The 19,897-nt window shown below is 63.3% G+C and carries 19 protein-coding genes and 1 pseudogene; 16 read left to right on the top strand and 4 right to left on the bottom strand.

Going from position 1 to position 19,897, the window contains the following annotated elements:
• Positions 1-141 precede the first annotated feature (141 nt).
• Positions 142-1,131 carry an IS5 family transposase gene (locus D466_RS0119020; RefSeq protein ID WP_018914603.1) on the bottom strand — a complete coding sequence of 330 codons (990 nt, stop codon included), beginning with the start codon at positions 1,129-1,131 and terminating at the stop codon, positions 142-144.
• A gap of 273 nt (positions 1,132-1,404) precedes the next feature.
• Here D466_RS0119020 and D466_RS0119015 point away from each other — a divergent pair, with 273 nt between their 5' ends.
• Positions 1,405-1,674 carry a LysR family transcriptional regulator gene (locus D466_RS0119015; RefSeq protein WP_018915276.1) on the top strand — a complete coding sequence of 90 codons (270 nt, stop codon included), beginning with the start codon at positions 1,405-1,407 and terminating at the stop codon, positions 1,672-1,674.
• Between the two features lie 43 nt (positions 1,675-1,717).
• Here the strand turns inward: D466_RS0119015 and D466_RS22435 are convergent, their stop codons facing one another.
• Positions 1,718-2,746 (bottom strand): helix-turn-helix domain-containing protein, encoded by a 1,029-nt coding sequence (locus tag D466_RS22435; protein WP_018915275.1) that lies wholly within the window; start codon positions 2,744-2,746, stop codon positions 1,718-1,720.
• A 394-nt stretch (positions 2,747-3,140) separates the two neighbouring features.
• Between D466_RS22435 and D466_RS0119005 the strand changes: the two genes are divergently transcribed.
• The 8 genes from D466_RS0119005 to D466_RS0118970 all read left to right on the top strand — a co-directional run bounded on the left by D466_RS0119005 (position 3,141) and on the right by D466_RS0118970 (position 11,926).
• Complete coding sequence (locus D466_RS0119005) at positions 3,141-4,448, top strand: ABC transporter substrate-binding protein (protein WP_156004472.1); 1,308 nt, start codon at positions 3,141-3,143, stop codon at positions 4,446-4,448.
• 6 nt (positions 4,449-4,454) lie between these two features.
• Positions 4,455-5,210, top strand: coding sequence for an ABC transporter ATP-binding protein (locus tag D466_RS0119000; protein WP_018915273.1), 756 nt, complete (start codon positions 4,455-4,457; stop codon positions 5,208-5,210).
• Positions 5,197-5,898, top strand: coding sequence for an ABC transporter ATP-binding protein (locus D466_RS0118995; protein WP_018915272.1), 702 nt, complete (start codon positions 5,197-5,199; stop codon positions 5,896-5,898). The genes D466_RS0119000 and D466_RS0118995 overlap by 14 nt, the downstream gene beginning before the upstream one ends.
• A gap of 3 nt (positions 5,899-5,901) precedes the next feature.
• Positions 5,902-6,768: a branched-chain amino acid ABC transporter permease gene (locus D466_RS0118990; protein WP_018915271.1), complete on the top strand. Its 867-nt coding sequence runs from the start codon at positions 5,902-5,904 to the stop codon at positions 6,766-6,768.
• A complete protein-coding gene (locus tag D466_RS0118985) occupies positions 6,765-7,757 on the top strand; it encodes a branched-chain amino acid ABC transporter permease (protein ID WP_038166976.1) in 993 nt (330 codons plus the stop codon). The genes D466_RS0118990 and D466_RS0118985 overlap by 4 nt, the downstream gene beginning before the upstream one ends.
• Positions 7,758-7,856: 99 nt before the next feature.
• Positions 7,857-8,870 carry a carbon-nitrogen hydrolase family protein gene (locus D466_RS0118980; protein WP_018915269.1) on the top strand — a complete coding sequence of 338 codons (1,014 nt, stop codon included), beginning with the start codon at positions 7,857-7,859 and terminating at the stop codon, positions 8,868-8,870.
• A gap of 50 nt (positions 8,871-8,920) precedes the next feature.
• Positions 8,921-10,138, top strand: coding sequence for an alpha-hydroxy acid oxidase (locus D466_RS23615; protein WP_196803530.1), 1,218 nt, complete (start codon positions 8,921-8,923; stop codon positions 10,136-10,138).
• Between the two features lie 630 nt (positions 10,139-10,768).
• Entirely contained in the window at positions 10,769-11,926 is a 1,158-nt protein-coding gene (locus tag D466_RS0118970) for a porin (protein WP_081630048.1), read from the top strand.
• A gap of 188 nt (positions 11,927-12,114) precedes the next feature.
• Here the strand turns inward: D466_RS0118970 and D466_RS0118965 are convergent, their stop codons facing one another.
• Positions 12,115-12,897, bottom strand: a complete 783-nt coding sequence (locus D466_RS0118965; protein WP_018915266.1) for a helix-turn-helix transcriptional regulator — start codon at positions 12,895-12,897, stop codon at positions 12,115-12,117.
• A gap of 173 nt (positions 12,898-13,070) precedes the next feature.
• Between D466_RS0118965 and iaaH the strand changes: the two genes are divergently transcribed.
• Genes iaaH through D466_RS0118940 form a run of 5 tightly spaced genes read left to right on the top strand, consistent with a single transcriptional unit; the run spans position 13,071 to position 18,906 of the window.
• The gene (gene iaaH / locus D466_RS22430) at positions 13,071-14,477 is read left to right on the top strand and encodes an indoleacetamide hydrolase (RefSeq protein WP_038166975.1); all 1,407 of its coding nucleotides are present in this window, start codon (positions 13,071-13,073) and stop codon (positions 14,475-14,477) included.
• A 21-nt stretch (positions 14,478-14,498) separates the two neighbouring features.
• Positions 14,499-15,650, top strand: coding sequence for a substrate-binding domain-containing protein (locus D466_RS0118955; RefSeq protein WP_026285492.1), 1,152 nt, complete (start codon positions 14,499-14,501; stop codon positions 15,648-15,650).
• Between the two features lies 1 nt (position 15,651).
• A complete protein-coding gene (locus tag D466_RS0118950) occupies positions 15,652-16,512 on the top strand; it encodes a branched-chain amino acid ABC transporter permease (protein ID WP_018915263.1) in 861 nt (286 codons plus the stop codon).
• The gene (locus D466_RS0118945; protein WP_026285491.1) at positions 16,490-18,220 is read left to right on the top strand and encodes an ATP-binding cassette domain-containing protein; all 1,731 of its coding nucleotides are present in this window, start codon (positions 16,490-16,492) and stop codon (positions 18,218-18,220) included. The genes D466_RS0118950 and D466_RS0118945 overlap by 23 nt, the downstream gene beginning before the upstream one ends.
• The gene (locus D466_RS0118940; protein ID WP_026285490.1) at positions 18,217-18,906 is read left to right on the top strand and encodes an ATP-binding cassette domain-containing protein; all 690 of its coding nucleotides are present in this window, start codon (positions 18,217-18,219) and stop codon (positions 18,904-18,906) included. Before D466_RS0118945 ends, D466_RS0118940 begins: the two co-directional genes overlap by 4 nt.
• Here D466_RS0118940 and D466_RS22425 read toward each other — a convergent pair.
• Positions 18,906-19,124 (bottom strand): annotated as a pseudogene (locus tag D466_RS22425) (DDE-type integrase/transposase/recombinase); the annotation flags it as partial. The gene D466_RS0118940 and the pseudogene D466_RS22425 overlap by 1 nt on opposite strands.
• Before the next feature lie 81 nt (positions 19,125-19,205).
• Between D466_RS22425 and D466_RS0118930 the strand changes: the two are divergent.
• Positions 19,206-19,646, top strand: coding sequence for a hypothetical protein (locus tag D466_RS0118930; RefSeq protein WP_051083797.1), 441 nt, complete (start codon positions 19,206-19,208; stop codon positions 19,644-19,646).
• A gap of 95 nt (positions 19,647-19,741) precedes the next feature.
• A partial coding sequence (locus D466_RS24255; RefSeq protein ID WP_156004466.1) for a helix-turn-helix domain-containing protein occupies positions 19,742-19,897 on the top strand: 156 nt, incomplete at its 3' end.

Here is a 19,897-nt window from a genome sequence, read left to right as displayed (position 1 = left end):
GGAAGCACTGAAGAAATGACCTCTTGGGCGAAGCCGCTTGTATCCATGGTCGCGAACTGTGCGAAAAACGGGCGTTTCGCGGTCAGGAGGTCCGAAGCGCGGCCGAAAATCGGCAGCGGACGCCGCCCTTTGCCCCATTTTTCACACTGCGGACGCACCTCGGGTGTCGGAGTTCCAAACCAGCCTGCGCGCCAGCATCAGATTGGCCATGGCGAACAGCGTGTGCAACTGCGCCGTGTTCTTCGCCAGGCCGCGGTAGCGCGCCTTGCGGTGCCGAAAGAGGTTCTTCACGACGTGGAACGGGTGCTCAACCTTGGCGCGGATGCTGGCCTTGATCTGCTCGATCCACTCCAGCTTCTGCGCCCAGCCGTGCCCGGCCAGCGCGCGGCGCTTGCCGGGGCGCATGGCCACATGCCAGTTGACCGGAACACCGATGTTCTCCTCGCGCTTGGCCACGCCCTGGTAGCCCGCATCGGCGAAGACATCCTCCTCGTCGCCATGCAGCAGATCTTGTGCCCGGGTCACATCAGCCACATTGGCGGCGGTGCCGACCACGGTGTGCACCAGCCCCGATTGGGCATCGACGCCGATATGGGCCTTCATGCCGAAATGCCACGCGTTGCCTTTCTTGGTCTGGTGCATCTCGGGGTCGCGATCCCCCTTGGCGTTCTTGGTCGACGGCGGCGCCTCGATGATGGTCGCATCCACCACCGTGCCGCGCCGCAGGAACAGCCCCTTGGCCGCCAGGTGCGCGTTGATGGTCGTGAAGATGGTTTCGGTGAGCTGCTTGTCTTCGAGCAGGCGGCGGAACTTGAGCAGCGTCGTGGCGTCGGGTGCCGACTCGCGGCCCAGATCGATGCCAACGAAGCGCCGGATCGCCTGGCTGTCGTAGATGGCATCCTCGATGCCTTCGTCCGACAGCCCGAAGCAGTTCTGCGCGATGTACATGCGCAGCATGCGCTCCAGTCCGATCGGCGGGCGACCGCGGCCACCGCCCTTCGGATAGTGGCGCTCGATCGCCGCGACCAACTCGCCCCACGGCGTCATCGCTTCGATCTCGGCCAGGAAGCGGTCGCGTCGCGTCTGCCGCTTCTTGCTCCCGTACTCGTACTCGGAAAAGCTCGTCTGCATCGTCGTTCCTCGCGCTCTCGGACGTTCAGGACCATTGTTCCAGTTCACGCCCCGCTCGGCCAGCGTGCGATGCCAGCCGCCCCGAATTGATCAGTGTTTCCCTAAGTAGCGGCGCCGTGGGGTCGCGGGTCATTCGAGAAATGGGTGTGCGAGACCACCTGTTGCCGGATTCCCTTCGGCGGTGCGCTGGCCACCGGAAGCTCAGCGCGACAGTGAGCATAGGCGCGAGTCCCTTCCGGGTAGGAAGGAGCGCCGCGTGCGAGAGATTTCGCCATGACGTTGAGACAGCTGAGCTACTTCGTCTGCATCGTGAAGTTGGGCAGCTTCACCCAGGCGGCCCGAAGACTGGCCGTGGCGCAGTCGGCGCTGAGCCGCCAGATGCAGCTACTGGAGGCGGAGGTCGGCGTGCCTTTGCTGCAACGCAGCGGGCAGGGAGTAAAGCTTACCCGCCAGGGGCGGGAGTTACTGCCTCTAGCGCAGGAAATTGACCGGCTGGTTCAGTCTGCCAGGGGTCTTGCGATCAGATCCTGGCCGGGCGCTTGAGGCATCCCGGGCTCGCCCATGCTGCTGGCCAGAACGAGACGGATCAGGCTTCGAGGGACGCTTTGGAGGCGACCTCCCGAGTTGCCTCGGCCTGCCGGTAGTCTCGTGGCGAGAGTCCGAACTTCTGGCGAAACGCCTTGCTGAAGTGCGTCAGATCGTTGAATCCATGATGGAAGGCTATGCAGGAGATTGTCCGGCCCTTGATCGCCGGATCGCGCAGGTCCCTGGCCACGCGCTCCAGGCGTCGCGACCAGATCATGCGGCCGAGAGAGGTCCCTTCGGCCTGTAGGAGTGCATTGATATAGCGTGCGGAGAGCCGAAGCTCTGTTGCGACTCGTTCCGGGGAAAGCTCCGGATCAGACAGATGGGCCTCCACGAACTGGCGGATGCGAGTCAATGTGGCCGACTTGTACTCCGAGAGCGGCGGATGCGAAGCCTGTACCACGTCGCCGACCAGGAGGCTGATCAGATCGGCAAAATTGTTCGCCAGTCGCTCCGAAGTTGCCGGATCGACTTCCGGCGCTTGGTCCAGGAGTTGGCAGGCGTAGGACGTCACCACGGTGTACAGCGAGCTTGTCTCGAGCTCGCGGGCGACTCCGAAATCGAGGCCGGCGAGAGAGCGCGACAGCATCGCCCGGGGTAGTTGCACGACGACGATCTCGAAGGGGTTGGGGAACTCCAGCACGTAGGGCCTCGCGCCGTTGCACAGCACGCCGCCGCCCGCACGCATGCGGGCCTGACGGCCATCCTGCTCGGCGTGTCCGCACCCGTCGCGCATGAGGTTCAGGATCAGCGAATCCGCACCCGCCAGATTGATCATGGCCGCGGTGCGCCGCACGGCATGCGGCGTTGCGCGAACCCTTGAAACGCTGATAGCTCCCAGCCGCAGCCAGCACAGCGAAGCGTCCAGAGTCTTGTGCCCGAGAACGTCCAGGTCCAGAGGGATGATTCGGTCGCGCACGATGCCGCGCCAGAGATCGATTCGATCCGCTGGAGTCACGCCAGAGGTGTTCAGGAACTGCAGTGCTGGCGAGGTGGTCGTGGGGGATTCCATCAGGAGTCCGTGGGTCATCAAGAGGTCCAGCCGTCCAGGTGTACGGCGCGACACGAGGTGCAAGCCTTGCACCACCGCGGTGCGATTTATGCACCATGCAAATAGGCAACGTGGCGCCGTGAGTCGGGGCGACCGATGCGCCCGGAACCGCGCGCCCATGGCCGCAATCGACAAGCAAATTCCGCGCTAGGAACGTCGCTACCTGATGCTACACACGACGCCCTCGCAAGGATTGCGGGAAGACCCTTAATTCATCCAGCGCGACCGTTACAGCTTGGCGGGGGATCCGATTCAACCAAGTTTTTGTGCCTTGGGGAACGAGCGAGCAGTGTGCACAAACTGAAAAATTCCTCCAATCCCGCGCGCCCTGGCGCCGCGGCCGGGGCTACTGGAACCACATGGAGGAGCGCTCATGAAAGATCCCATTGAACATGACGACAAATGTCGGGTGGACGACGTCGAGCGTCGCAGCTTTCTGGGCCAGGTTGCGACCTTCGGAGCCGCGGCATTGTTTGCGGGGCCGCGTGCGGCTAGCGCGGCGCAGGACGTGCTTCGAATTGGCTACATCCACCCGCGAACCGGGCCTTTCGCGCCGTTCTCGGAAGCCGACGACTTCCTGCTGGCCCAAATCCGCAAGGCGCTCGCCCCCGGTCTCCTGATCAGTGGCAAGCGCTACGCGGTCGAGATTCTCGTGCGCGATGACGAGAGCAACCCCACCAGGCAGGCCAACCTCGCAGCCGACCTGATTAACAAGGACAACGTCGACCTCATGCTCGCGCAGGTGGGCATCGGGCCGGACGTGGCCCAGCAGTGCGAACTCAACGGAGTTCCCTGCATCAGCACCATGGGGCCTTGGGAGGCTTGGATGTTCCCCATGCACGGCAACCCCAATGTCGGCTTCAAGAACGTCTTCCATTTCTTCTGGGGCATCGACGACATCGCGCATGTCTACGTGGACATGTGGAACGGCCAGGCGACCAACAAGGTCGTAGGGATGGCCTGGAGTAACGATCTTCCAGGCAACGCCATGGGCAACCCGAGGACGGGCATGCCGGCGGACTTCGCCGGAGCCCACTATCGCATGGTGGAGGTCGGGAAGTTCCCGGTCGGCGCCAATGATTTCTCCGTCCATATCCAGGCATTCAAGCAAGCCGGTGCCGAGATCGTGACCGGATTGTTCAATCCACCCGAGTGGGCCACATTCGTGACCCAGTCCGCGCAAATGGGCTTCAAGCCCAGGATAGCGACTCCGGCGAAGGCCCTTCTGTTTCCAGGGGGAGTCGCCGCGCTCGGCAAGAACGCAGACGGGATGTCGACCGAAATTTGGTGGACTCCGGCATATCCCTTCCACTCCAGCCTGACAGGTCAAAGCTCGGCCCAACTGGCTGAGTCCTACGAACATGCAACCGGCCGCCAGTGGACCCAGCCGCTCGGTGTCGTGCACGCACTGTTCGAGGCGGGCGTGCATGCGCTGAAAGCCAGCGCAGACCCCAAGAAGCCGAAGGCGGTGGCGGACACCATTCGCGGCATGCAGGTGGACACGATCATTGGGCGCCTCGACTGGGCGCACAGCGGCATCAAGAATGTCTCGAAGATCCGCGTCGTGGGTGGTCAATGGCGCATCGATCACAAGAAGCTGGGTCTGTATGTGACCACCAACGCCACGGCGCCCGAGATTCCGGTGCAGCGTCCCTTCGAACTCCTGCCCGGAACCTGGTGATCCAAGATGCTGCTCGAGCTTCGAGGCGTGCAGATCCGGTACGGCGATATGGTCGTTCTGCCAGCGATTGATTTGTCGGTACCGCAGGGGCAGTTTCTGGGCGTCATCGGGCCCAATGGCGCCGGCAAGAGTAGCCTGTTCGGGGCCATCAGCGGGGGCCTGCGCTGTTCAGCGGGAACCATCCATATCGAAGGTCGCGATATGACGCGCCTTAGTGCGACCCAGCGCTGTATGTCCGGAGTGGGGCGCACTTTTCAGATCCCCCAGCCCTTCGATGGCATGAGTGTGTTCGAGAACATTCTGGTTGCCGCCACGTACGGGGGGAGGTCGCACGGGGCACAGGCAACCTCCCAGGCGACTTCCGTGGTGCGCCAGTGCGGGCTGGAACCCTGGGCGGACAGCATGGCCGGCGCGCTGACCTTGTTGCAGCGCAAGCGCCTCGAGCTGGCGCGGGCGATGGCCATGCGTCCCCGCCTGTTGCTGCTGGACGAGGTGGCTGGCGGTCTGACTGACTCCGAGGTCGGTGAACTGGTGCAGTGGATCGTCCAACTCCAGCGCGAGGGCGTGACAGTGCTCTGGATCGAGCATCTGGTGCACGCCCTGGTAGGAGTGGTCGACCGCATGCTGGTTCTCGCGGAGGGGCGGATCATCGCCGATGGCGCCCCGCGTACCGTGCTGGCCAACCCCACCGTGCGCTCCTGCTACCTTGGCTCGGACCTCGACGAGGATCTCGGAGAGGAGACGCGCGATGCTTTGCACTGAACAGCTCTGCGCCGGATACGGTCCATTCCAGGCCCTGTTCGGCGTCGGCCTGCGTCTCGAGGAAGCGGAGACCATCGCGCTGATTGGGGCCAACGGTGCCGGCAAGACGACGTTGCTGCGCTGTATGGCGGGCGCGATTCGCCCCAGCGGCGGCACCATCACGGTCGGCGGGCGCGAAACTGCGGGTCGTGACGAACTCCACCAGTTGCGGATGGGTATCGCCCTGGTGCCCGAAGGGCGCAAGCTCTTTCCCACCTTGACCGTGCGGGAGAACCTGGAGCTGGCCCAGCGAGCTTCACTGGAACGGAGCCCCACCTGGACTGTGGAATCGCTGTTCGACGAACTCCCGGCGCTGGCCGCACTTCAGGGGCGCCCGGCCACCGCACTGTCCGGCGGCCAGCAGCAACTGGTGGCCATTGCGCGAGCTCTGGCGACCAATCCTGACTACCTGCTTTGCGACGAGATCTCGCTCGGGCTTTCGCCGGCGGCCGTGGACGAGGTCTATGGCCTGCTCGCGCGAGCACGTCGGCGGACCCGGCTTGCCGTGCTGCTGGTGGAACAGAACGTGGCACGAGCGCTTGGCGAATCCGAGCGCTTCTATTGCATCCAGAAGGGGCGCATCGTGCTGGAAGGACGCTCCGCCGATGCGGACCACGCACAGGTGGCCCAAGCCTACTTTGGAGTGTGAGCGATGTCTCAGATCCTGCAGACCTTGATCGACGGAGTCCTGCTCGGCGCGCTCTATGCCCTGTTCGGACTCGGGCTGAGCGTCAGCCTCGGGGTGATGCGCATGATCAATCTAGCCCATGGCGACCTGATCGTGCTGGGTGCCTACCTCTGCAGCATGACCGTGACTCGCCTCGGTCTCGACGCGTGGCTGAGCCTGGCTGTCGTGCTGCCCGCGATGTTCATCATCGGCTGGCTGCTGCAGCGGGGCATTCTGAATCGGGTGGTCGGACAGGGGGTCATGTCCCCGCTCTTGCTGACCTTCGGGCTTTCCATCGTCTTACAGAACCTGATGCAGGAGCTGTTTACGAGTGACACACGGAGCGTTTCAGCCGGGGCCATCGCGCTACGGGGTTTCCAACTCGGCGCGGTATCCCTGGGAGAGCTTCCGCTGCTGACCGGTGGGATCTGCGTGGTGGCCTTCTCGCTCGCGGCATGGAGCCTGTCCGGGACGCATCTCGGGCGCATGGCACGCGCGGTCGCAGACGATCCGGCAACGGCGCGGCTGGTGGGCGTGAATGACAAGCGTTTGTTTCCCATACTCATGGGAATCATCGGCGCTCTGATCGGTCTGGCCGCGCTATTGTTTGGAATGCGCACAGCCTTTACGCCAAGTTCCGGGCCGGCGCAACTGCTGTATGCCTTCGAGGCCGTTGTTGTTGGGGGCCTCGGAAGCATCTGGGGGACCTTCTTCGGTGGCTTGTTGATTGGTCTTTCGCAGATGGTCGGAAGTCACATCAACAGCGGGCTGGGTCCATTTTTCGGGCACCTGGCCTTCCTGCTGGCCTTGCTGGCTCGTCCGCAGGGTCTGTTCGGACGATCCTCATCATGAGCATCTCACATCTGTCGAACAGTGCACGGCGTCCGCGTCGCGCTCCCCTTGTCTGCGGCTTGCTCTTGATGGTTGCAGCCGGAACGCTTCCGTGGTGGGCAGGATTCGCCGCTCAGCGAACTCTCGTCGAGGTTCTTAGCGTGTTCGCTATGGCCGTGGCATGGAACCTCCTGGCGGGCTATGGTGGCCTGGTCTCGGTCGGGCAGTACCTATTTGTCGGAGTCGGCGCCTACGCCGGCTTTTTTGCCTGCACTTCGCTGCACATGAACGTGTGGCTGCTGCCGCTGCTGAGTATGGTCTCCGGCGGACTTTTCGCCGTGCTGTGCGCCAAGCCGTTGTTCCGCCTCTCGGGGCCCTATTTTGCAGTCGCCACATGGGTGCTGGCGGAGATGTGCGGGATCGGCGTGCTCAACACGCAAGGCCTTGGCGCGGGAACCGGCATCGCGCTCGATGCAATGGGTGACTACGAGCGTTGGACTCGAAACGCGGGGGTCTACTGGGAAGCCCTTGCCGTCGGATGCCTTTCCCTTCTGATCACACGCACCCTCTTGCGCGGCCGCCTGGGGCTGGCGTTGATGAGCCTACGCGACAGCGAACGCGCGGCCGCCGCCTGCGGAGTTCCTGTCGAGCGCTCCAAGTTTCTCACCTGGGTGGTCGGGGGCGCCCTGACCGCCGGCGCCGGCGGCGTCGTGTTCATGAACACCTTGCTGGTCACGCCCAATTCCGCATTTGGTCTGGGATGGACGGCCACAGCCATCTTTGTCACCGTGCTGGGAGGCATCGGAACCGTCGAGGGCCCCATCGTGGGAACTGTCGTCTATTTCGCCGTTCGCGAGGCTTTTAGCCAATACGGGGCTTGGTATTTCATCGGCCTTGGGTGTCTCGCCATGCTAGTCATGATGTTCGCTCCTAGCGGGCTATGGGGTCTGGTGCAACGGCACGGGACGCTGGACGTATTCGGCATCAGGCGGCGAATGCCCCGGTCCTGAGCTGCCTTCGGGCGGTCGATGGGGGCAGGATTTGGCACGGGATCGGTGCCGCGACGTTCGCGGTACCGGAATGGGATCGACGACGAAGAGGGGATCAAAATGGGCATCACACACCCGAAGTACCGAGTGGCAGTCGTACAGGCGGCACCGGAATTCCTGGATCTCGACGCAGGGATCGACAAGACAATCCGCCTGATCGACGAAGCCGGGCGAGCAGGTGCCAAGCTGATCGCCTTTCCGGAAACCTGGATCCCAGGCTATCCGTGGTGGATCTGGATGGGTTCACCCGCCTGGGCCATCCAGCGAGGCTTCGTGCAGCGCTACTTCGACAACTCCCTGTCGGCGGAAAGTCCGCAGGCGCAGCGCCTGCTCGATGCGGTGCGACGCAACGACATGCACGCCGTGATCGGCGTATCCGAACGCGAGGGCAGCAGTCTGTATATCGCGCAATGGATCCTCGGCCCCGCAGGGGAGTGGATCGCTCGTCGTCGCAAACTGCGGCCCACGCACGCCGAGCGAACCGTGTTCGGCGAGGGGGATGGCAGCGACCTAGCGGTCCACGCCACGGCCATCGGGCGCCTCGGTGCGTTGAACTGTTGGGAGAACATCCTTTCGCTCGTCAAATACTCGATGTTCGCCCAGAACGAGCAGGTGCACGTTGCATCTTGGCCGAGCTTCTCCACCTACGAGCCCTTTGCGCACGCGCTGGGCTGGCAGACGAATAACGCGGTCAGCAAGGTCTATGCGGTGGAGGGTGGATGTTTCGTGCTGGCACCTTGTGCGGTGATTTCGCAGGCGATGGTCGATGAGCTGTGCGACACGCCCGATAAGCACGAGCTCACTCATGTGGGCGGCGGCCACGCAGTGATCTACGGGCCCGACGGCGCCCCTCTTTGCGAGAAGATTCCGGAGGACCAGGAAGGCATTCTGTACGCCGACATCGATCTTGGCTTGATCAGCGTTGCAAAGGGTGCAATTGATCCTTGCGGACATTACTCGCGGCCAGACGTTCTGCGTCTTGTGCACAACAGGGAGAGGCGGCGCGGTCTCGACGTCGCGCAACGCGACAATCGGACCGAGCCGGGATCATCCGAACCATGCGGCGACGATTGATGCCAATTGATTCTGAAGCGAAATCACCAGTGGCGAACGCAGTGCGGCGTATGCAAACACTACATGCCGGTTGGGCCTGGAAGTTGGCCAGCGACTTGAAGGCTCGCCGATTGCGATCTATCGCCGGTCTGTCTGACTTTGAAAGGATATCCAAGCGGCGCTTGCCGCGCGTCGTTTGGGATTTCGTCGAAGGGGGTGCGGGCGATGAGAATTTGCTCGTAGCCAATCAAATGGCCTTGCGCTCGGTACGGCTTGCGCCTAGGCGTCTGGTGGATGTCGCCAACCGGCGCCACCAGGTCGAATTGTTCGGCCGCGTCTACGCGGCGCCATTCGGAGTCGCTCCCATTGGGTTGGCAAATCTGGTGCGTTCGGGCGCTGACTCGGCGCTGGCTGAGGCGGCTGTGGCGGCAAACGTGCCCTATGTAATGAGCACAGCCGCGAGCACAAGTCTCGAACAGATTTGCGCTCGCTTCCCGGGAAGGACTTGGTACCAACTTTACGTCGCTCGTGACCGCGCGATCACAATCGACATGTTGTACCGCGCCCAGGCCTGTGGGGTCGAGGTTCTGGTCCTCACGGTCGATGTTCCGATGCCGGGGCGTCGTCTGCGAGATTTGCGCAATGGATTCTCACTGCCGCTACACCTGAGCACTGGGGCACTTGGCGACATGGCGATGCACCCTGCTTGGCTTTTCGATGTATTGCGACATCGGCTGCCGACGTTAGCCAATCTCGCGCCCTACTCTGGTCGCGGCTCCGGGGTGCGGACGTTGGCTTCCCTGCAGGCTTCGCAGGTGGATCCCAGCCTAACTTGGGACGATCTTGCAGACTTGCGGAAGCGGTGGAAGGGGGCGTTGCTGGTGAAAGGAATTCTTTCTGCGGAAGACGCGCAGCTCGCCCTGCGGCAGGGCGTGGATGGACTCATAGTTTCAAACCACGGCGGACGACAGACCGATGTCGTGCATCCGGCGGTAGCGGCTCTTCCGTCCGTCATCGACGCCGTCAAAGGTCGTGTCCCGGTCCTGCTGGACAGTGGGGTGCGTAGCGGTAGTGACGTCGCTCGTGCGGTAGCCCTGGGTGCCCGAGCCGTACTGCTGGGGCGAGGCCTGCTCCACGCAGCATCTGCTTTAGGCCGTGCTGGAGTAGCGGTCGCATTGGACATGCTTAGTCACGAACTCGACGTGACCATGGCGAACTTGGGCTGTACAGAACTGGAGCACCTACGCGCGCTCCAGAGATCTATCGCGCCCGAGCGATTGGGTGGGTGAAATCGCGGCTCCCCGCTGAAGTGCGCAGCGGCGACGAGCGCCTTTCGACTGAGTCCCTGATCGCACCACCTGCACCGCGTGGGGCGGCGATCCCAACCTCCGGGTGCGTAAGCGCCTTTTTGCCGGAACTTCGGTGCCACGGCTCTTGCATGGAGTCCAGCTCTGAGCGTGCCGGCCCGCGGGCGCATAAGCCATGTGCAAAGACTGGAAAACGCCTGGCTCCAGAAAGTAGCTAGTAGGCATTGGAGTCGAATCATTCGTTCGAACTCAACTCGTAAAGGGTGGATTGGGCGTTCACCTCCAGCGTCTGCTACCGACCACCGGTTCAACCAAGTTTCTGTGCCTCGGTGAACGAGCGGGCGCGGCTTCCGCGCCGAAGAATTTGTACGCCAGACCTGCCCCGGGGCTTTGGCGACCGGCCACCGATATCTCATGGAGCAGAGCTCGGGCGGCAATCCGTCGATCGAGCGTTGCGCGACTCGAAGCGAATGCTCCGATTCGAGCGGAACCGGACAGAAGTGTAGTTCGAACAAAGGGGCGGCCCTGGTCGATGCATCCGCAAACGATGGGCATCGGCGTGCAAGTTCAAAGAAGATGAATTTCAGATTTGCCAACTAGGAGGACAGGAGCATGAACACGAGAGTGAACGTGATTTGCGCAGCCTTGATGGCTGGCGGGTGCATTGCAACCCAGGCCAGTGCCCAGAGCAGCGTGCAACTGTACGGTTTGATCGATTTGGGTGTGACCCATTTCACGGGGATCGCTCCGGCCAATGCGGGCGCGGGCAATACGGCGACCGCGACCACGACAGCCTTGGGCTCGGGGGTGGCGGCGGGTTCGCGCCTCGGGGTGAAGGGGACGGAGGATCTGGGCGGGGGCCAGAGCGCGTTCTTCGACGTGGAAACGGGCTTCTGCGCCGCGGGCCTTAACCAGGGCGCCGGGGTTGGCGCGGCGGTGAACGCAACCGACTACTGCGGAGGCGGCGGCTTCATGCAGCGCCAGGCCTTCGCGGGCGTTTCGGGGGATTTCGGAACGATCCAGGGCGGGCGCATGTACACGCTGCAATTCGTCAACGAGGTGGCGCTGGTCGACCCCTTCGGCTGGGGTATGACGGGCGCGGGAGCGAACCTCTCGCTGCTGACTCAGGCGCCTGGCCTGGCACGCAGCAATGAAACCGTGCAGTACCAGACGCCCAGTCTGGGCGGCTTCACGGGCGCAGTGTCCTATTCCTTCGCGCCCGGCGCCGGCGGTCCGGTGCCTGGGATCACCCCATCACAGTCGAAGGTGAATCGTTCCTGGGACCTGAACCTGCAATACCAGCAGGGGGCGCTGACGGCGGGGATCAACTACGGGCAGTCCCTGAATCTGGTGGTCAACCCGGCCACTCAGGTCAATGACGGGGCGCTGCGTATCTGGCAGCTGTTCGGGATCTACGACTTTCACGTGGCCAAGCTCAGCGGGATCTACAACCAGGCCAAGCTGGACTACAGCTCGGGCAAGATCGATTCGTGGATCCTGGGCCTGACGGTGCCGGCCGGTCCGGGCAGCGTGCTGGCGTCCTACGAAGCCACCAAGAACACCACGGTGGCGGCGGGCCCCTCGGCACGGCAGATCGCGGTGGGCTACGACTATCCCCTGTCGAAGCAGACCGATCTGTATGCCTCGTACGCGAGCATCTCCAACAGCAACGGGGCGAGCTTCGGAGGCGGGGATGCGACGGACTTCTTCTCCGGGGTGGCCAATCAGTCTGCTACCGGCTTGGCATTCGGCATCCGACACCAGTTCTGATCCAGCCGCTTCGAACGAGTCTCCAGCGTTGGGCTGCCCGGGCGGGCAGCCCTTTTTTTTCCTCAGGGCCCCCCGAGAAAAGGCGCCATGGCTGGCGTCGTCCGGTGAGCAACCGTTGTGCGCTTGCGGTCAGAACACCCCACAACCCGTCATGCTCGGTACCGCAATGGTGCGCACAACTAAATCGCTTACATGTCTTCGAGCTCTCTCACGAGCGCGTGCACGCGTGCGGCGAGGGCGACGCGATTGCCCGCGCGCATCTTCCGAAACGCATTCGATATATGAAAGCGCACGGTCGCACGTTCCAGGCCCAGGCGGTTCGAGATTTCCTTGTCCGGACAGCCGCTGCTCACAAGCCACGCAATCTGAGCCTCTCGTGCGCTCAAACCGCCGACGCGCTGCAACTGCTCCTCGGCGCAATCCCACTTGGATGCCTGGCGGATCGCGCTCGTGCACCATCGCAGTCGTGCAAGCGTTGAAGTGATCGCCGGGCTGAGCAGGCGAAGTACGCCGAGGTCTTCCTGCGTGAAGCTTCCTCTGTGGCGGTAGCGCCAGATCCGAAAATCGCCAAGCCCTTCCTGACCGTCGAAAAAATACACGTTGACACCCCAGTAGCAGCGGTCACGCAGAAGGAAGTCATTGAAGAATTCCGTGCGTACGAGGTCTCGTTGCATGAGCACCTCATTGGCGAGAGTGGGCACGCGTCGTTGCATGAGCGGAAGGGTCAGCGGATCGATGAATCGAAAATGATCGTCCCAGACCTGCAGGGTGTCTTCGGCAACGTTCATGGCGTACATGCCCCTGAAGCGCTGGCTTTGCGCGTCCCACACCATGCTGGTGTACGTATCCGCGCGCAGAAGTTCAAGCATGGGTAGCGCCAAGCGTTGCCGCAATTCATCGCCGTTCTCGGCTTCCGCAAGGAGTTGCAGCACGCTCGCCAGGGCGCGAGTTTGAGACGGATCGAGATGCATAGCTGACGACAAGCACGTTCCGCGCCAGGGCGGGGAGAGGCCGATGCTACACATCCGGCGATTGCTTGCGTCGCGGGAAGACCCTAAGCAAGACCTAGCCATTCGGATGGGTTTCTTCATTCGGCCCGACTTCTAGAGTGACAGCCACTACTGCGCACAGGAGTCACCTGAGTATGCACCCCTTGGACCTTCCCCTATCAGCCGTTCGGGCATTGCTCGACGCACGGCGTGTGAGCAGCTCCGAATTGGCCGAGCAGTGCATTGCAAGAGTTCACGAGCGCTCTTCGCTCAACGCCTTCGTGGGGTTCTCGCCCGATATTCTGCGTGAACAGGCGCGACGCGCGGACGAAGCCTTGCGCGCCGGGCAACGCCTACCGCTGCTTGGCATTCCGATTGCCCTGAAGGACAACATTCAGGCCATGGGTCACGGTTGCTCCGCGTGCACCCCCGCGCTTGCCTTGAGCATGCCTAGTCGCGATTCAGAGGTAACTCGACGGCTGCGCGATGCCGGTGCGGTGATCGCAGGCATGCTCAATATGCATGAACTGGCGTTTGGAATCACCAATCACAACGCGTTTTCCATGGCCGCGCACAACCCCTGGGATCCGCTTCGCATTCCCGGGGGAAGCAGTGGCGGCGCAGGAGTCGCGGTTGCCGCCGGTCTGGTTCCAGCCGCGATCGGTACGGACACGGGAGGTTCCATCCGCGTGCCATCCGCCTTATGCGGCGTGACCGGTTTGCGCCCCACCCTTGGACGCGTCCCTCAGGACGGAATTGTTCCCATCTCGGCTTCGCGCGATACGGCGGGCCCGCTTGCGAACTCCGTGGCCGATTGCGCGCTACTCGACCGCGTTCTGTCCGGGGATGCTTCGGCGCTACCCGAGATCCGCCTGGATTGGCTACGTATCGGAGTTCCCCGTGACAGCTTCTGGATGGACCTCGAGCCGGAAGTGCGGGAGATTTGCGACGCGGTCTTGGCCGCGATGTCTCAAGCCGGCGTCCAACTGGTCGAATGCTCCATGCCTGGGCTTCGCGAAACCGACGCGCAGTGCAGCCTGGTGGTCGCATGCCACGAGTTCGTGCGCGACATGCGCTCCTATCTTGCAATTCAGGGGCGGGGCGTTGGCCTGGAGGAGGTGGTCGCGCAGGTTCGGAGCGGCGATGTGCGCCGCCTGCTCGAGCCGCTGCTGCAAGAGGGCGCAGTCTCGGAAGGCGTCTATCTGGCAGCTATGGCTGGGCGTCAGCGCCTCCGTGATATCTACTCCGACACGTTCGCGAAGAATGCCCTCGATGCACTGATCTTCCCGACCACGCCACGCGTGGCAGCGCGTATTGGAGAGGACGAGACCGTCGAGCTCAATGGTCGCCAGGTTCCTACCTTTCCGACCTTCACGCGCAACACCGATCCGGGAAGCGTCGCATCCCTGCCCGGGGTCAGTCTTCCGGCCGGACTCGCATCCGGCCTGCCAGTCGGCATCGCGCTCGACGGCCCCCTAGGAAGCGACCGTCGATTGCTTTCCATCGCGGCTGCCATCGAGGCAGCCCTTCCCCCTGTGCCGCGCTGTGCGCGTGCCGACTAAGCCTTCGTCAAGGAGCCCGCCATGCAACGTAGATCCTTCCTTTATTCCCTCGGCGCCGCCGCAGGTGTCGCGGCCATGCCGAGTGCCTTTGCCGCCAAGCCTCTGAAGGTGGCAGTGATGTTCCCGATGAGCGGGCCGGCAGCGCTGTTCGGCCCGTCGAGCAAGGATTGCACGAAGCTGGCGGTGGACGCACTGAACGCACGCGGCGGAATCCTGGGAAGGCGTGTCGAACCCATTTTTGGTGACGCTGGCGTGCCCCCGGCCGAAGCCGCGCAGACCGCGCTTCAACTCTGGCGCGGCAACGGTGCGGAAGTGGTAATCGGTCAGCACGACAGCGCGGTACGCGATGCGTTGGTACAGGTCTTCGACGGCAAGGTTCCCTACATCTACACCCCGGTCTGGGAGGGCGGCCAATGCGCGCGAGGGGTCTACATGACAGGGGAAACCCCCGAACAGCAGTTGGGTCCCGTCATCCCCTGGTTGGCCTCCACCCGCAAGGCGCGCAACTGGTACCTGATCGGAAACGACTACGTATGGCCGCGCCGTACCAATGCGGTGGCCAAGCCCTACATCGCCAAGTCCGGAGGGAAGGTGGTCGGCGAGGAATATGTGCCGTTCGGCGTGAACAACTTCGACGCTAACCTCGCGCGCATTCGCGCCAGCGGCGCCGACGCCGTGTTGATCACCCTGGTTGGCGGATCGTCGGTGAATTTCAACAAGGCCTTCGCCAGCTTCGGCTTGAGCGAGCACATGCTCCGTCTGGGCACGCTGATCGAGGAAAACACCTTGGCTGGCATCGGAGTAGCGAATGCGCGCAACCTCTATTCAAGCATGGGCTATTTCGCTCACCTCCGTGCCCCGAACGCAGTCGCCTTTGCTGCGGACTATGCCAAATCCTTCGGCGTGCATGCGCCCCTACTCAATGGCCTTGCGGAATCTGTCTATGAGGGGTTCATGCTTTTGGAGGCCATCGCCGGACGCGCGAAATCCCTGGAAGTCGCCAGGATGGACCCTGCAAGCCAGGGCGCACACTACGTAGGGCCGCGCGGCCCCATCACGATGCACGACCGCAGCGTGACCCAGAACATCTACGTCGCAGACGTGGACGCGAAGGGCTTCCGGCTCATCAAGACCTTCAACGCCGTGCCCTCGGGGCAGACCTGCGAGGTCTGAGATGAGCCTGAGTCATTCCATTGTGCTGCACGGCCTCGACCTCCTGTACGCGCTTAGCAGCCTGGCGCTGATCGCCCTCGGTCTGGCCATCGTCTTCGGTCTGCTCGGCGTGCTGAACATGGCGCACGGCGAGTTCGTCATGATCGGCGCCTACACGGCGGTCGCGGTCCAAGGCGCGGGTTGGCCCTCCTGGCTGTCGCTTCCACTGTGCATCGTCGTATGCATCGGGCTGGGCTATGGGGTCGAAAGGTGGTTGATACGCCCCCTGTACGCAAGGTCCTTCGATACCTTGCTCGCGACCTGGGGCCTGGCGCTGCTTCTACGCAAGCTGATCGAAGCCATGTTCGGGCGCGGGTATCGCAATGTGCAGACGTCACTGGACGGTGCGATTCGCATTCTGGGCGTGCAGTATCCGGCATATCGCGTGGTGCTGATGGGCGGGGTCGTGATTGGGTTAGCTCTGCTGTACCTGTGGTACCGGCGAAGTACGGCAGGACTCAGGGTTCGGGCCATGGTGTCGAACCCCATCCTGGCCCAGGCGTTGGGAATCGACACGCGTCGAGTGGCTTCGTGGACGTTCGTAGTCGGTGTGGTTTTCGCTGGCATGGCGGGTCTGCTCCTTGCGCCTTTGGTGCCCGTCGAGCCAGGCATGGGGGTCAACTTTCTACTCAATGCCTTTTTCGCGCTGGTCGTCGGCGGTCTGGGCAGTTTCGGGGCCTTTGCGGGAGGCGTCGGTGTGGTCGGCGGCGTGCAGTCCGTCGCGAGCAGCGTCATCAGCAGCACCTTCGGCTACGCGCTTGTTCTGACAATCTCCATCCTTCTACTGTGGCTCAAACCCGATGGTCTCTTCACGCGACGCTAAACCCGCCGCTGCGCTGGCTGTGGGCCTAGTGGCCTTCGGCTGGATTGGCGGCGGCTTCAACGCGTACGAGTTGGGCTTGTACGTGATCTACGGTATCGCTACCCAAGGCGTTGCCATGTGTTGGGGAAGGCTTGGCATTCTGTCCCTGGGCAATGCCATGTTTTTCGGCATGGGCGGATATCTATGCGGTGCCTTGATGAAGGCCGCGTCCGCGAACGCACTGTGGTACGTCCTGGCTCCGGCGGTGCTGGTCCTTCCCTGCGTGCTCGCCTACACAATCGGGCGCCTCCTGTTCAGTCGGACCACGCGCGCGGGCCCCTACTTCTCCCTGGTCACGCTGGCGCTGTCCATACTGGCGGGCCTGATCGCAGAGCAGTGGAGCAGCGTCACGGGCGGCTACAACGGCATGCTGGGTATCCCCGCACTGCCGGGCTTCGATCGCTATGGCAGCTTCTACTGGGTCATCGTCGTGGCAGCCGTGGCTTCGACCTGGCTGATCACCACCGTGAGCTCGAGACCGCTGGGCGTTGTTTGGCGCGGCATCGCCCAGAACGAGCACCGGCTGCAACTCTACGGCTATGCCACGGATCGCATCAAGGCCTGGGCCTTCGCGCTATCGGCCTTGCTGGCGGCGCTTGCCGGAGCGCTGTTCACGCTGCAGCAGGGTCTGGTGACACCCCAGGCCGTCGGGTTCGCGCTGTCCACGGACTTGGTCATCTGGGCGGCGGTAGGTGGCAAGTCCAGCGCCCTCGGGTCCCTGCTCGGGGCCGTGGGCGTTGGCTACGCATCCATGCTTTTGCGCCAGCACTTCAGTGAATGGGAAGTGGTGAACGGCGCGCTCTTCGTGACCGTCGTTCTCTATCTTCCGAACGGCTTGGCGGGCTTGTGGCCGCGGCGGACGGCGCCCAGGGAACCCTTTGGCGAAGTGGCCGCGCCCTCCATCGTGAAATCAGCGAAACCGCTGCAATTGGAACTGCACGACGTGCATGCGGGGCTGGGGGGCGTGCGCATCCTCAACGGCTTGAAGCTCTCGCTGGACGGCCCGGGAATCCGCAGTGTCATCGGCCCGAACGGCGCTGGCAAGACGTCTACCTTCAATGCCATCACCGGACAGCTGAAGACCCGGCAGGGACGCATCCTGCTGGATGGCGTATCCATCCAGGGACTTGAGGCCTGGCGTATCGCACGTCGCGGGATCGGTCGCAAGTTCCAGATCCCGACCGTGTTTCCCGAACTGAGCGTGGCTGACAACCTGCGCCTGGCACTCTGGGCGCAGCGATTGCATGGAATGGCCTGGCTGAGTAGGCGCCCGCAGGCGTGGAGAACCGAAGTTATGAGCGGGCTTCTGGAACGGTTCCCCGTGCTCGGGCGGGAACTTGGGTCCCGTGCAGGAGATATCTCGCAGGGGCACCGGCAGGCGCTGGAATTTGCCATGACCATGCTCCCGGAGCCGAGGCTGGTCCTTTTGGATGAGCCGTGTGCCGGACTGTCCCCGACGGAGACGGCGCACATGGCGCAGAGCATTCGTGCGATGGTTCAGCGCATCGGTGCCGCCGCATTGCTAATAGAGCATGACATCAGCGCAGTGGCAGCGATGGGGGGGGAGGTGTTCGTGCTGCATCAGGGGGCCTTGCTTGCCCGGGGAGACCTTGCGCAGATGCAGGCGGATCCGTCAGTGCGAGCCGTCTATGCCGGAGGCCGCAAATGAGCGCGCTCGAGTTTGAGGGAGTGCATTGCGGATACGCGGATACCACCGTCGTTCGTTCCCTGTCTGGCAGCGTGGGCGCGGGTCATGTGCTCGGCGTTCTCGGTCGCAATGGCGTCGGCAAGAGCACCTTGCTGAAGGGACTCAGCGGAGTCCTGACGCCGAGTGCGGGGCGTGTCGTCTGGCAGGGTCGCGATGTGACAAGGCTTGCCTTGCATCAGCGACGCGCCTATGGGATGAGCTATGTACCCCAGGAGAACATCGTTTTCGGCGACTTGAGCGTCGCGGAGAACCTGTACCTGCACTTCGCGCAAAAGGAGCCTCGACGGTACGACGAGATCTTCCGCGCTTTCCCTCTGCTGGCACAGCGGCAGGCGCAGCGCGCCGGCTCGCTCAGCGGGGGAGAGCGAAAGCTGCTTTCCTTCGCCAGGACGCTGGCTCTGCAGAGCGACCTGACCCTGCTCGATGAACCTACCGAAGGCGTGCAGCCGGAGAACGTGCAACGCATGGGGGAACTCATCCGCAAACGCTGTCGCGAGGGCGCGTGCTTCGTGATTGTCGAACAGCATCTCGACTGGATGCTGTCCATTGCGGACCGCCTACTGGTCATGGAGCACGGCGAGGCGGTGCTTCGGGGAACCGTTGCAGATATCGACCGGGCGACGGTCGAGCGGCATCTCCTGGTCTAGCGGGCAATCGCCTCCACCAACGCAGTCACGCAGAAGTCGGCCTCTACGGTCATCGCCACGCGCTGCGCGAGCACGCGTCGGCTGTGCAAGTCCAGCACGGCGGCGAGGTAGACGAAGCCGCGCGCCACCGGAATGTACGTGATGTCCATGGCCCAGACCCGGTTGGTGCGCTCGATCTGCAAGCCGCGCAGCTGGTACGGGTAGATCAGATGCCGAGGATGGTTTGGGCCCACGTGGGGCCTGCTCGCGCCCGCCACTAGGCTTATGGATTTCAGCGGAACGCAGGAGCCGACGCCGCCATGATCCCAAACTTTCCAGCGGGCGCCACGATCGGTGCCATTCATGCGGCGTGCATTGAGACTGGCCGCTTCGTATCGATGTCGAAGTCGATTCCGATTGTCTACGGCATTCGTACCGACCCCGTCAATCGCTTCGGCGTCCTGGCCGATTCCTTTGCGAAGAATGCGCTCGATGGCGCAATCACAGGCGACGAATTGATCGAGCGGCACACGGCGCTGCCGATCTTCGCCGCTCTCCTGACTTCGGAATCTCGAGCGCTATGGAAGACCGCTCAGCTTGAAGGCGATACGAACGCCTGGATTCGCTACTTCCCGCCAAACACGAACGGCGACTTCTTCGCACCCAGTCCCAGACTGTGCCCTGCCTGCGTGGTTGAGGACGTGGCCCGCTTCGGCGTCCCGTACTGGCGCGTGCATCTGTTGGCGCCGACCGAAATTTGAGCCACGTATGAGGGTTGTGCCGACCGAAAACTGGGCCAGGTGTTCGACCTACCCTGCTGTTTTTTTGTGCGGCGGGGACGACAGGAATGATCACCATGGACATGATCGGCAAGATCCGGCGCCTGCACCGTCGGGACAAGCTCAGTGAGCGCGAGATCGCCCGCAAGACGGGGTTGGCGCGCAATACGGTGAGCAAGTGGCTCAAGGGCGAAACGCCCAAGGTGCCGAAGTACGTTCGAGGGGAACAGGCG

The sequence above is a fragment of the Thiomonas sp. FB-6 genome, assembly GCF_000377645.1.
In the GTDB taxonomy this organism is placed as follows: Bacteria; Pseudomonadota; Gammaproteobacteria; order Burkholderiales; family Burkholderiaceae_C; genus Thiomonas_A.
Note: the sequence above shows the minus strand (reverse complement) of the source record. Positions and strands in the feature narration are given on the sequence as shown.